We start from the raw sequence: 13,294 nt of genomic DNA on the forward strand, positions 1-13,294 counted from the left end.
TCGAGGACGTGCGGGCTGTCGGACCACCGGTTCGACAGCCCGCACGTCCTGACGTGATGGCCGGGGCGCATCCTTCGTCCGGGTAGTTCGTCACGTCATCCGACGACTCAGTGCTGGGGCAGCAGCGTCCCCAGATGGGCGATGATCGCCGTCACGCCCGCCTCGAATCCGATATCGGACCGCCTCCCCTTCAGGGAGGCTCCTGCGAACGCACCGTGCAGCGCCGGCTGCGCGTCGGGATCAGCGAGCCAGGCCAGCTCCGGTGACGCCATGTCGAGGGCGGAACCGAGCAGAAAGCTGTCGAGGACGGTCACGGCCACCACGACGTCGTCCGCCGCGAAGCCCTGCTCCACGAGGACAGCAGCGAGGTGCTCGTAGATCTCGAGCGTGGCGGTGTCCGTCACCGCTTCCCCCACCAGCAGCGGGATCGCTTTCGCGTGCTGGCCCAGGGCGCGGCGGTAGCTCCTCGCCCACGCGGCCGCGCGGTCCTGCCAGTCAGGGCCGGCCGTGAAGAAGTCCCCCGCCGCCAACGCGTCGGAGCCGATGACCGACCGGATCCCGTTGATGATCTCCGGCCGACCCTGCACGTGGTGGTAGATGGACGACGGGCTCACCGACAGCCGTCGCGCCAGCCCCGGCAGCGTGAAGTCGCCGAACTCGTCGACCAGCTCCAGCGCTGCCCGATAGATCTTCTCCGGCGACAGAATCGCCTGGCGTGGCCGCCCCATGTTCCCCCTGACATAAGCGGCTGCGCCGCACGATCCTGCTTCCGTCGTCGTCCCTAGAACACGATGACGCTGCGCGCCCGCTCGCCGCGGCGCATCGCGTCGAAGGCCTCGTTGACCTCGTCCAGACCGATGCGGTGCGAGATGAGCCGGTCCACAGGCAACCGCCCTGCCAGGTACAGGGCGGCCAGGCGCGGGAAGTCCCGCCCGGGCACGGTCGAACCGTAGTTCGACCCGATGAGCGACTTGCCGCTCTCCGCGAGGGTCAGCGCGTCGATGGACACCGGGCTGCCCTCGGGCGGCAGCCCCACGATGACGGCCTTGCCGCCGGGGGCGATGAGCGACGGGAGGGACTCGATGGTCTGCACCCGACCGATCGCCTCGAACGCGTACGCGGCGCCTCCTCCGGTGATGGCGGCGATCTCCTCCGCGAGCCCGTCCGACGGCACGAGGGCGTGGGTGGCGCCGAAGTCCCTGGCCGCCGCGAGCTTGTCCTCGCTGAGGTCGACGGCGATGATCGGGTTCGCGCCGACGAGCCGCAGCGCCATGATGATCGAGAGCCCCACGCCGCCGGTCCCGACGACGACGGCAGACGTCCCCGCCTCGACGCCGGCGTCGTTCACCACCGCGCCGAAGCCCGTGGCGACGGAGCAGCCGATGAGGCTGGCGACGTCGAACGGGACCTCGTCGGGGATGCGGATGGCGCCGGCTTCTGGCACAACCGCGTATTCGCTCATGGACCCGACGGTCAGGTACGGGAACACGCGGTCGCCATCGAGGGTGAGCGGGCTGCTGCCGTCGGGCAGGAGGCACTCCTCGGACCGGCTGCCCGTGCACACGTAGGACTTCCCCGACAGGCACGCGGTGCAGCGGCGGCAGGGGTAGAACCAGGAGAGGATCACGTGGTCGCCCACCGCGACGTCGGTGACGCCGTCGCCGATCGCCTCGACGGTCCCCGCACCCTCATGACCCATCACCGTGGGCGAGGGCAGGGTCCAGTCGCCGTCGAGCACGTGACGGTCCGATCCGCACACCCCCGACGCCCCCATGCGGACGAGGACAGTCCCCGGGGTGGGGTCGGCGACCTCGACGGTCGTCAGGTCGAGATCCTGCGAACCGATGCGGTGGACAGCGGCGCGGGAGGTGCGGCTCATGCGCGCCCCTCGACCTTCTCTGCAGGAGCGTAACCGCCGACGCCGCGGCGGACGTAGAGGACGCGGGCGAGCACGTAGTAGACGACGGCGCCGATGATCGCCGCAGGGAAGGACGCCGTGATGTAGCCGAAGATCGGCTGCGCGGTGAGGGTGACGGGGTTGTAGATCACCAGGTAGAAGATGGCTCCGACGGCGACGGCGGCCATGCCGGCCCAGTTGACGCCTCCGTGGAAGTGGTAGGCGCTCTCCCCACGGTGACGGTAGAGGTCCTCGAGGATGACGCGCTGACGGCGCAGCAGGAAGTAGTCGGCGATGATCGCCCCGCACATCGGGGCCAGGAACGCGCCGCTGAGGGTCACGAACGTCATGAACCGCAGGTACATGAAGCCCGGGAAGAACGCGAGGATGGCCGGCAGGACGAAGAACGCCGCGCAGAGCCACGCCCACTTGACCCGGGACAGCAGGTTGCCGCTGGCCTGCCGGATGGCCAGCACCGTCGAGTAGACGATGGAGGACGTGCTGGTGATGTTGGCGAAGGCGATGAACAGCAGGATGAAGGCGCCGAGGACCGGGCCGCCGAAGGGGAGCATCCAGACGGTCGGGTCGGAGTCGCCGAGCGTCAGCGCTGCCGCCATGCCGACGATCTGCGCGATCAGCGTGGCTCCGAGCAGTCCGCCGTACGAGGGCCAGAGTGCGGCTTTCGGAGTCTTCGTCAGCCGTGCGAGGGACCCCATGACCGGGTACCACGACACGCCCACGCCGACGTTGAACTCGACGGCGAGGGCGAAGTTGAGGCGCTCGTCCTCGAACGGGGCCAGCGGTGCGGCGCTGAACAGCGTGTCCCACGAGGTGTTGATGACGAGGAAGACCATGAGGAAGACCGTCACGACGATCAGGCCCGGGGCGATGAACTTGTTGAACCGGCCGATGGTCACGGGTCCGCGGGAGAGGATCCACCAGGACACGGCGATCGCAACGAGGGCGAAGACCGTCACCATGAGGCTCTCCGGACCGAAGTCGGTGCTGAACGCGGAGTTGGAGACCTGGGTGACCGCCCTGCCGACCATGATCGCGAGCAGTGACGACCAACCCATTTCGGTAATGAGGATGACGGTGAAGACGAGGATGCCCACGCCGACGATCCCGAAGACCGGCCGGAGGATGGTGTACTGCTCGACGCCGTAGCGCTGGCTGGCGACGACGCTGGCGAGGATCATGAAGCCCAGGCCGATCGCGTTGCCGATGACCATCGCGGCGATGCCCTGCTGGAAGCCGACGAGCAGCGCCGTCGACCCGCCGACGAGGAACGCCCACGTGGCGATGGCGAGGCTGATGTTGACGCCCGTGAAGTCGGCGCCGTTCCAGATGCGCTCCTTGCGGAGGAGCGGCAGCGAACCCAGCGATCCGGTGGTTTCACCGGCGACGTCGGTGGAGTCCTGGTGGTTCCCGCTCACAGCGCCAACACCAGGAAACCGAGCAGGGTGATCCCGAGGGTCACCAGGGCGTAGATCCCGAGGTCCCGGCCGGTGAGCGCAGCCCGTGAGGCGTCGCCCTGTTCCAGGGTCTGGATCTCCTCGAGCCGCCGACGCAAAGCGGCTGCCGTAGACGCGTCTGCAGAATCCATCATTCCCACCTTCACTAATCGAATGTCATTCGGTTCGGGTCAATAGTTGTGCCTACCATGGGGCCTGTCAATGGATCGGTGCTGGGAGTCTGCACCGCCCGACAGCGTTGACCACCGTTCGAGAGGGAGGGCTCATGCCCGGACTGGCTGTACTGCAGGCCGACGGCGCGACCGGTGCCGTCGAGGAGAACCTGCGGCGGATCGATGCGTTCGCCGCTCGCGCCGCCGAGCAGGGCGCCGAGATCCTCGTGACGCCCGAACTCTTCGCGACGGGCTACGCCCCCGCGCTCGTCGCCGATTCGGACGGCCCCGGCATCCGTGCTTCGCTCGCCGACATCGCCCGCCGACACGGCATCGCCCTCGTCGGGTCGACGGTCGACGCCACCCCTGAAGGTCGCCACATCAGCGCCTCCCTCTTCGACCGCGAGGGCGCCGAGCTCACGCGCTACAGGAAAGCGCACCTGTTCGGGGCCGAGGAACAGTCCGTGTTCCAACCCGGCAACGATCTCCCGGAACTGGTCCCCCTGCTGGGTCTGACCGTCGCGCTCGGCATCTGCTACGACATCGAGTTCCCGGAGTTCGCCCGCAGCGCGGCACAGCGCGGCGCCGATGTACTCCTCATCCCCACGGCCGTGCCGACAACGGGCGACGTCGACGGTCGGGCGCCGGAATACACGTACAACGCGGAGATCATCTCGACCCTGCTCGTGCCGGCCCGCGCTCTCGAGAACGGCGTCTACGTCGCCTATGCCAACCACACGGCACCGGACTTCACGGGATTGAGCTGCATCGCCGGCCCTTACGGGACGTTCCTCGGGTTGGCGGGCCACGGCGAGGAGCTGATCTTCGCCGACGTCGACCACGCGGAGGTGCAGCGCGCCCGGCAGATCAACACCTACCTCACCTGCCGGCGGCCGGAGCTGTTCGACTGAATCTCCCGGGTGTCGCTACCGCGAGCGGTCGGGACACCCGACCGCCTGGCACTCATGGTCGGGCATCCCGCACAGGCAGTTCACCGGTGGCGGACCGGACCGCCGTCCCTCGGCCGGCGTAGACCACCGGCGCGTTCTCCTCCCGCAGAACTGCTTAGATGGAAAAATGGAGATCTCGCGTTACGCGGAAATGACTGAGACCGGGCAGCACATCCTGAAGTCCATCAATGCGGGGAGCGCGGCAGATTCCTACGACGCCGTGAAGGATCGGGCGTCACGGGACTACAGGAATGAAGCCTCGGAATCGAGCATCCTCCGCATTGCTCCCTTGCTGTTCGTCGCAGGGGGAATTCCCGACCGGAAGATCTTCATCGGGGACGTCCGGGTAGTCGTCAGCGACCTGCATCATGCGGCGTTCGAGGTCCACATCAAGACGTCGTGGTCGGAAATCAACGAGGACCACTTCGAAATGATGGAGTTCGGCCTCGACGAACTGAACGACCTGACGGTCCATAATTTCCCCCTGCTGCAGGAGTTGCCTGATTGGCCCCCGACTCCCCCGGTCGACCAGGAAGGGCTCGCGGCCTACTTCGCCAAAGCCATTTCTGAGCAGTCCCGGGATTGCATCTCCCAGCTCCGCGAGATCCGCTACGGGCTCGAGAATCGACTCGCGCACCACAGTTCCCACGATTCGGGCTCCGAGGACCATGCATCAGTGGTCTCCTCGCTCCTTCAGCTGAACATCATCCTCGGCCGTACCGCGGACCAGGCTCGTGAGGCCGTCCGTGAGGGCCTCTGGGTGTACATCAGCGATGAGGAGGCATACCACTCCTACCGGCGCCTGCAGGACCCCAGCATCATCAACGAATATCCTCCGGCCACTGCTGACCTGCGTCCGTGGATGCGGCTGCACGATGCCGCCGTCAGACAGTGCGGGGAGCTACGGAAGCAGGCCGACGCAGAAGCGGGGTCGGTCCGGGCGCTGCTGGCGTCGGCCTCGAGCATCTCGAATGCCTGGGAGGCCGAAGCCCAGTCCCGTTTCAACGTCCTTCTCGCTGTCGTCTCCGTGGGTCTCGGCGTACCGGCGCTCGTCCTGGCTCTGTACGGTGCTGAAGTGTTGGTCCCTTTGAACACACCGCCGAGGGTGCTCGCCTTCGCGCCTGTAGCAGCAGGCCTACTCCTGGCCGCGTTCATTGCAGTCCTCAAAGCACCCAAGGGCAGGCACCGGGCTATCTGGCGACTTGGCGCAGGTGTCATCCTGCTCGCTCTGGCACTCCTTGTCGCAGCGGGCATCTCCGCACCGGCGTAGGCGTCGGGGCCCGTAGGTCGTCCGCGGACAACGGGCTGCCACACAGCCTCGTCGCCAGTCCCTGGATGTCCGAGGGTCTTGCTACATTCTGAGCAGCGCGGGATCCGTCCCCGCGCACCACTGATGCCGGGGGCACCATGTTCTTGCTCGACCCGATCGCGCCGGCCCTGCAGCCGGATCTGGTCTTCTCCGCGACCGACCTCGTCGCGGCGAGCGAGTGCGAATACCGGACCCTCCGCATCCTCGACGAGAAGCTCGGGCGCACACCGAAGGCCTCGTTCGCCGTCGACGAGCTGCAGCAGCTCGCCGGCGCCCTGGGCGACGTCCACGAGCTCAGAGTGCTAGACGACCTGACCGCTAGGTACGGGCCGTGGGACGTGAAGCGAAAAGCCGGGGTGTACCGGGTGGAACGGGGCGACACCCTCGACCGCGCCGCACTGCTCGCCAAACACGAGGAGACCGCCGCCGTCCTCACCGCCGGTGCCGACGTCGTCTTCCAGGCCACCTTCTTCGACGGCGAGTTCCTCGGCTACGCGGACTTCCTGGTCCGTCGGCCCGCCGAGGACGAGTACGCCGGGCGCTACGCGGTGTGGGACACCAAGCTCGCGCGGCACGCCAGGGTCGGAGCGCTGCTGCAGCTGGCGGCCTACGGCGACCAGCTGATCCGCCTCGGCCTCGAGCCCGCCCCGCAGGTCACCCTCGTACTCGGCAACCTCGAGCACAGCGTCCACTCCCTCACCGATCTGCTGCCCGTCTACCGCGAACGCCGGGACCGGTTCCGTGCCCTCACCGCAGCACATCGCGCGGCCGACGCGACAATCGCCTGGGGTCAGGGCGGCGTCGTCCACTGCGGGCGCTGCGACTACTGCGCCGAGCAGGTGACTGAACACCGGGACCTGCTGATGATCGCCGGCATGACGTCGTCCCAGCGGAACAAACTGATCACCAAGGGCATCACCACCATCGATGCTCTTGCCGAGCTCCCCGACGCCGAGACCCGCGGCCCCCTGGTGCGGCTGCGGGACCAGGCCCGCATGCAGACGGGGACCGCCGCCGTCGACGGATCCCGCACGTTCGTCAAGAACGACGTCGAGCACACGCTCGGTTACAAGGTGCTCGCCGAGCACACGCTGGCGGCGCTGCCCGCCCCGAGCAAGGGCGACATCTTCTTCGACTTCGAGGGCGACCCCCTCTGGCAGGACCCGGCCACGAAGAGCTGGGGGCTGGAGTACCTCTTCGGTGTGATGGAGCCGGCCGACGCGGGAGATGCGCCGGTGTTCCGGCCCTTCTGGGCGCATTCCCGCCGGGACGAACGGCGGGCGTTCCTCGACTTCCTCGAGTACGTCGAGAAGCGCCGCAGCGCCCACCCGGACCTGCACATCTACCACTACGCGCCCTACGAGAAGACGGCGCTGCGCACCCTCTCGCTGCGCCACGGCGCCGGCGAGGACATCGTCGACGACTGGCTCCGCAGCAACCTGCTGGTGGACCTGTACGCGACGGTCCGGCACTCCTTGCGCGTGTCTGCGGCCTCCTACTCCATCAAGGAACTCGAGCCCCTCTACATGGGCGACCACCTGCGCACCGGTGACGTGGCCGACGCCGGCGCTTCCGTGGTCGCCTACGCGAAGTACTGTGCGGCGCGGGACGACGGCGACGAAGCGGGTGCCGCGACGATCCTTGCCTCGATCACCGACTACAACGAGTACGACTGCCTCTCCACGCTGCGCCTCCGCGACTGGCTGCTGCAGCTGCCCCGGCCCGATGCGCCGGAGGGAGCCGACCATTCCGGCGGCGGCCATGGCGCACGGACGAAGCCCGAGCCTAAGCCTGCGGACGAGCCCACGCCGGACGAGATCCGGTTGCGCGATTACCTGGCCCAGCGTGCGGCTGACCGGCCGACGGCGGAGGACCAGGCCATCGCGATGGTCGCCGCCGCCACGGGCTACCACCGCCGCGAGCGCAAGCAGTTCTGGTGGGAGCACTTCGACCGGCTCGAGAACGATCGGGACAGCTGGTCCGACCAACGGGATGTCTTCGTCGTGGAGTCCGCAACGGTGCTGGAGGACTGGGCGAAGGCGACGCCGAAGGCCAGGACTGAGTCCCGGACGATCCGGCTCCGAGGCGTGCCGGCCGACGGGTCCGACGTCCGTCCTGGGTCGAAGTGGTTCCGCATGTACGACGCCCCGGTACCCGACGGCGTGCAGGTCCCGACGGACAGCACGCTCGGCCGGGGCGGGTGCTTCGGAACGGTGGTCGAACGCGTCGAGGCTGACCCGGACGCTCCCGGCAGGACCCTCATCACGGTCACGGAGAAGTCGTCGTCGAATGTTCCGCCGTACCGGCAGCTGCCCGCGGCTCTGACGCCCGATCAGCCGGTGCCCACGGCCAGTCTGGAGGCGGCCCTCGCCGAGCTCGCGAATACGGTGGGCGCGGCATTGCCCGACCTCCCCCGGCACCCGGGCCTCGACATCCTGCAGCGCTCCACGCCACGCCTGGCGACGCGGGATACGTTGCCCGTCGTCACGCACGACGACGACGGGCAGGCCGACTACGTCACCGCCGTCACGGACGCCGTGCTCGGCCTCGACTCCTCCTATCTCGCGGTGCAGGGCCCGCCCGGCACCGGGAAGACCTATGTGGGCTCGCGCGTCATCGCCCGGCTGGTCGAGCAGGGCTGGAAGGTCGGCGTCGTGGCGCAGTCCCACGCCGTCGTCGAGCACTTCCTCGCGACGGCCGTCGACGCGGGAGTAGACCCGAAACGGATCGGCAAGAAGCTGCAGCAGGAGCACCCTGTCCCCTGGCCGCACACCTCGGACGGCGCCATCAGCACCCTCCTCGCGGGAGACGGCGGGTGCCTGATCGGTGGGACGTCGTGGTTCATGACCGGCAAGCTCGTACCGCCCGGGTCGCTCGACCTGCTCGTGATCGACGAGGCCGGGCAGTTCTCGCTCGCCAACACGCTGGCCGTGTCCCGGGCGTCGTCGCGGCTGATGCTGCTGGGCGATCCGCAGCAGTTGCCGCAGGTCACGCAGGGCTCACATCCGGAGCCCGTCGACGAGTCGGCCCTGGGCTGGCTGTCCGCCGGACATGCCACGCTCCCCGTGAGGCTCGGCTACTTCCTTGCCGACTCCTGGCGCATGCATCCGCACCTGTGCGACGCCGTGTCCCGGCTGAGCTACGACGGAAAGCTCGACGCCGCCCCGGCGGCGGCGGAACGTCGGCTGGAGGGGCTGCCGGCCGGGGTCGACGTCGTCCTGGTCGACCACACCGGCAATGTCGTCGCCTCCGACGAGGAGGCTGCGGAGGTCGTCGCGCAGGTGCGCAAGCATCTGGGCCTGACCTGGCATCCCGGCGGAACCGAGCCGTCGAGGCCGCTGGCGCAGACCGACGTGCTGGTGGTCGCCGCCTACAACGCTCAGGTGCAGCGGATTCGTGCCGCACTCGACGCCGTGGATCTGCAGGACGTCCGGGTGGGGACGGTCGACAAGTTCCAGGGGCAGGAGGCCGCGGTGGTCCTCCTGAGCATGGCCTGCTCGTCGGTGTCGGAGGCGCCCCGCGGCGTGGAGTTCCTGCTGAACCGCAACCGTATCAATGTGGCCGTCTCGCGGGGCCAATGGCGTGCCGTCGTCATCCGCTCGCGCGAGCTGACGAACTTCATGCCGACCCGACCGGCTGGTCTCGAGGAGCTCGGTGCCTTCATCGGGCTCGGTGCCGCGACGGGCTCGGCGGGGTCAGCCGCCGAGGTCCTCGCCTGACGACTGACCCGGAAGCCTAGGCTGGGTCTGACCACCAGCCCGCCAGCACAGGGAGAACCATGACCTACGAACTCCGCACGTACACCGCATCACCCGGCAAGATGGACGCCCTGATGGACCGGTTCCGCGACTCCACGATCAACCTGTTCATCGAGCACAACATGAAGAGCCTGGGCTACTGGACGCCGGTCGACTCCCCCGATGTCCTCGTCTACCTGCTCGAACACGACGGCGATCCGAAGGCGAACTGGACGGCGTTCGGCACGGACCAGCGCTGGATCGACGCGAAGTCCGCATCGGAGAACGACGGGCCGCTCGCTGCGAAGATCGAGTCCGTGATGCTGGAAGCGACCGACCTCTATCCGATCGCTGTCGCCCGGTAAGCCGTCGACCGGTTGACAGTTCACCGCGCTGAAGGGTGGAAGGTGGCCACTTCCGGGCGCCGATGGGAGTGCACTCCGGGTCACGCGCCACACCGGTGCCAGGTGTGCGTCATGAGCGCCCCGGGCCGTTCCGCCCCGCAGTCCCGCGGATCTACAGTGGGGCATGGCCGGGATCGTCATCCAGCTTCTCGGGCCTCCCTCCATCACCTCCGCCGATGGAGAGGGCCGTCAGCCGCGTGGCCGGAAGTCCTGGGGCCTGCTCGCCCACCTCCTCCTGCACGCGACCCCGACCGCCCGCAGCCAGCTCGCGGCCCTGCTCTTCGCCCGCGCTGATGATCCGCTCGGAGCCCTCCGCTGGCACCTCGCCGACCTGCGGCGCGTCCTCGCACCGGGTGCCGTCCTCGGCGGGAACCCCGTCACCCTCACCTTGCCGCCGGGGTTCCGGCTCGACACCGACCTCGGCGCAGAGCCCTTGGCCGAGGTCCCCGCCGAACTGCTCGACGGGCTCGACTTCACGGACCACCCGCCCTTCGACGCCTGGCTGACCATGGAGCGGCACCGGCTGCGGCACGCCGTGGAGACGCTCGTCTACGAGGGTGGGCTGGCGGCACTCGCCGACGGCGACACCGCGACAGCGGTCCGGCTCGGCGCCCGGGCGGTGGAGCTCGATCCGCTCAACGCCGACTTCCACGCCCTGCTGGTCCGCTCACTCGTGGCGGCGGGTGACCGCGCTGCCGCACGAACCGCTGCCGCCCACTGCGGGGACGTCTTCGAGGAACAGCTCGGCATGGGCCTGCCCGCCGAGGTACAGCACGCCCTGGCCGCCCCGGACACGAGCACGGCCGGTCTTCCCGCGACGCCCACCGCCGTCGGGTCCTACCTCGAGGCCGCGCAGGCCTGCCTCTCGGCCGGCGCGACCGCCACCGCCCTGACGCACCTCCGGGTCGCCGGAAACCTGGCGGAGCGCCTCGGGGACCGGACCCTGCAGGCGGAAGCCCTGCTCGGCCTGGCCGGAGCGCTCATCCACGGCGCGGGCGGCCGCGGTGCGGAAGTCGCAGATCTGCTGCACCGCGTCCTGTCCCTGACCGGCGATGGTCCGCCGGCCATCCGGTCGGCGGCCTTCCGCGAGCTCGGCTTCCTCGCCGTGCAGCGCGGCTTCCCCGACAGCGGAGCCCGATGGCTGGCCCGGGCGACGGCTGCTGCCGAGGGGTTCCCCGACGAACGGGCCCGGGCGCTCGGCGTGACCGGGATGCTCGCGACCGATACCGCAGACTACCCCGGCGCCGTCGTCGCCCTCGAGGAATCGGTGCGCCTCAGCGCCGGACTTGGGCGGCCGCGACAGGAGGCCTTCTCGCGGGCCATGCTCGGCCGGGTCCATCTTCTGACCGGGCACCGTGATCGTGCCGCCGTCGAGCTCGACACGGTCATGGCGCTCGTCGCCGGCGAGCACTGGACCGCGTTCACGCCCTTCGTGGAAGCCCTCCGCAGCGAGGTGCACCTCGCCACCGGGGACGACTCCGTGGCCGAGGACATGGCGGACCACGCGATGGCCCTCGCGGCATCGTTCGGCGACCGCTGCTACCTCGACGCCGCGGCCCACGCGAAGGCGCAGGTGCTGCTCGCGCGCGGGGACACCGGGGCCGCGAGCACCTGGATCCGACGCGGCGTGCAGCCCAATCCCTGGTACCGCTGGTTCCGCGGCCGTAATCTCGACCTCGCGAGCACGGCGGCCCTTGCCACCGACCCGCAGCAGGCGCTGGTGTTCGCACGGGAGCTCGGAGAACGGTCGAGCCGGTACGGGCATCGCGAACTCGCGGTCCGCGCCTACTCCGCGCGTGCGGCGCTCGGGGACGAGGCCGTGTTGCCGGCCATGACGCTGCTGGCGCGGCGCATCGACAACCCTCTGCTGACGGAGGACCTCGCCGCTCGCCACCACCTGTAGGAGAAGAGCCCGCTGGAAGGCGATGCCGTCACACGCCCGTGCACACGGCCGGCGAGAACACTGGTGCCGTCAGACACCGGGCGGACACGCCGCCCGGACCCAGCACAGGAACAGGAACCACCATGACCGATACGACCACCACCACCGACGCGGACAGGGCGCTGAAGGCCAAGCACCGCGCCATGTGGGCGCAGGGCGACTACGCCGCCGTCGCGTCCGACATCATCCCGAGCCTCGGCGTGGACCTCGTCGGCGCGCTCGGCATCACCCGGGGCCAGCACGTCCTCGACGTCGCGGCCGGGACGGGCAACGCGGCCATCCCCGCGGCGGAGCGCGGGGCGACCGTCACGGCGTCGGACCTGACCCCTGAACTCCTCGACATCGGGCAGCAGATTGCGCAGCAGCGCGGCGTGACCCTCGACTGGCGCGTTGCCGACGCCGAGGCCCTCCCCTTCGACTCGGGGGCCTTCGACACCGTGATGTCCTGTGTGGGCGTCATGTTCGCGCCGCATCACCAGCTCACGGCCAACGAGCTGGCGCGGGTCTGCCGGTCCGGCGGCAGTATCGGCCTGATCAACTGGACGCCCGAGGGATTCATCGGGCAAATGTTCGCCACGATGAAGCCGTACGCACCGCCGCCGCCTCCCGGGGCGCAGCCTCCGCCGCTGTGGGGCAACGAGGACCACGTCCGGTCGCTCCTCGAGGGTCAGGTGAGGGATCTGCGGGCCGAGCGGCGGGTCGTGCGGGTGGACCAGTTCGGGTCGCCGGAGGAGTTCGTGAACTACTTCAAGTCGAAGTACGGGCCCACGATCAGCGTCTACAAGTTCATCGGTGACGACGCGGAGAAGGCGGCAGCGCTCGACGCCGACCTGACGGCGCTCGTCACCCGGTTCAGCGCCGGCACGGGCAGCACTGCCGTGGACTGGGAGTACTTGCTGGTCACGGCCAAGCGGAACTGAAATCCGGCAGCACTTCGCACAGGATGACGATGCCCGGCACACTGTGCCGGGCATCGTCCGCGCGACGGGCACCTTCCGCCAGGTGCGCCGCCGGCCCGACCCTTGACAGGGCGATGCAGCCACCCCATATTCGGCGTGTACCTCGAGCGAAGGAGCGACAGTGCACACCCCAGATCCCCGCGACACCTTGGCGCAACGGCTCCGGGACCTCCTGGCCCCGCACCGGAACGTGCGCGAGGTACGGATGTTCGGCCTCCAGTCCTTTCTGGTCGACGACCGGCTGGCGGTCGGTGCCGGTCGGGACGGCGACCTGCTCGTCCGCACTGATCCCGCCGAGTACGACGAACTGCTGGAGCGCGGCGGGATACCGGCGCAGATGGGCGGCGACCGACCCATGGGCAAGGGATGGCTCACCGTGCCGAGCCGGATCATCGGTGACGAAGCGGACCTCGCGTTCTGGCTCCGGAAAGGCATCGGCTCCCGCGGCATACCGGGCTGAGCCGCCCAC

General features: G+C 69.4%; 11 protein-coding genes. 7 read left to right on the forward strand and 4 right to left on the reverse strand.

The features are described from left to right. Positions 1-107: 107 nt before the first annotated feature. Genes CXQ97_RS10885 through CXQ97_RS19855 form a run of 4 tightly spaced genes read right to left on the reverse strand, consistent with a single transcriptional unit; the run spans position 108 to position 3,506 of the window. Entirely contained in the window at positions 108-728 is a 621-nt protein-coding gene (locus CXQ97_RS10885) for a TetR/AcrR family transcriptional regulator (RefSeq protein WP_104180896.1), read from the reverse strand. 53 nt (positions 729-781) lie between these two features. Beyond that, positions 782-1,879: an alcohol dehydrogenase catalytic domain-containing protein gene (locus CXQ97_RS10890; RefSeq protein ID WP_104180897.1), complete on the reverse strand. Its 1,098-nt coding sequence runs from the start codon at positions 1,877-1,879 to the stop codon at positions 782-784. Next, entirely contained in the window at positions 1,876-3,333 is a 1,458-nt protein-coding gene (locus tag CXQ97_RS10895; RefSeq protein WP_104180898.1) for a cytosine permease, read from the reverse strand. The genes CXQ97_RS10890 and CXQ97_RS10895 overlap by 4 nt, the downstream gene beginning before the upstream one ends. Next, the gene (locus CXQ97_RS19855) at positions 3,330-3,506 is read right to left on the reverse strand and encodes a hypothetical protein (protein ID WP_181035048.1); all 177 of its coding nucleotides are present in this window, start codon (positions 3,504-3,506) and stop codon (positions 3,330-3,332) included. Before CXQ97_RS19855 ends, CXQ97_RS10895 begins: the two co-directional genes overlap by 4 nt. 131 nt (positions 3,507-3,637) lie before the next feature. On the opposite strand from CXQ97_RS19855, the gene CXQ97_RS10900 reads away from it, so the two are divergent. The 7 genes from CXQ97_RS10900 (at position 3,638) to CXQ97_RS10930 (ending at position 13,285) form a co-directional block, all read left to right on the forward strand. Continuing rightward, a complete protein-coding gene (locus CXQ97_RS10900; protein ID WP_104180899.1) occupies positions 3,638-4,435 on the forward strand; it encodes a nitrilase-related carbon-nitrogen hydrolase in 798 nt (265 codons plus the stop codon). Between the two features lie 190 nt (positions 4,436-4,625). Beyond that, positions 4,626-5,744 (forward strand): hypothetical protein, encoded by a 1,119-nt coding sequence (locus CXQ97_RS10905; protein WP_146069629.1) that lies wholly within the window; start codon positions 4,626-4,628, stop codon positions 5,742-5,744. A gap of 137 nt (positions 5,745-5,881) precedes the next feature. Next, positions 5,882-9,502 (forward strand): TM0106 family RecB-like putative nuclease, encoded by a 3,621-nt coding sequence (locus tag CXQ97_RS10910; RefSeq protein ID WP_104180901.1) that lies wholly within the window; start codon positions 5,882-5,884, stop codon positions 9,500-9,502. A gap of 59 nt (positions 9,503-9,561) precedes the next feature. Then, positions 9,562-9,885, forward strand: coding sequence for an NIPSNAP family protein (locus tag CXQ97_RS10915; RefSeq protein ID WP_104180902.1), 324 nt, complete (start codon positions 9,562-9,564; stop codon positions 9,883-9,885). Positions 9,886-10,048: 163 nt separating this feature from the next. Continuing rightward, positions 10,049-11,827, forward strand: a complete 1,779-nt coding sequence (locus CXQ97_RS10920) for a BTAD domain-containing putative transcriptional regulator (protein WP_104180903.1) — start codon at positions 10,049-10,051, stop codon at positions 11,825-11,827. Positions 11,828-11,949: 122 nt separating this feature from the next. Continuing rightward, positions 11,950-12,786, forward strand: coding sequence for a class I SAM-dependent methyltransferase (locus CXQ97_RS10925; protein ID WP_104180904.1), 837 nt, complete (start codon positions 11,950-11,952; stop codon positions 12,784-12,786). Positions 12,787-12,946: 160 nt separating this feature from the next. Beyond that, on the forward strand, positions 12,947-13,285 hold the full coding sequence (locus CXQ97_RS10930; RefSeq protein WP_146069630.1) for a TfoX/Sxy family protein: 339 nt from the start codon (positions 12,947-12,949) through the stop codon (positions 13,283-13,285). Positions 13,286-13,294 lie beyond the last annotated feature (9 nt).

Origin of the sequence: Arthrobacter sp. B0490 (assembly GCF_002929355.1) — a bacterium.
Lineage (GTDB): Bacteria > Actinomycetota > Actinomycetes > Actinomycetales > Micrococcaceae > Arthrobacter_D.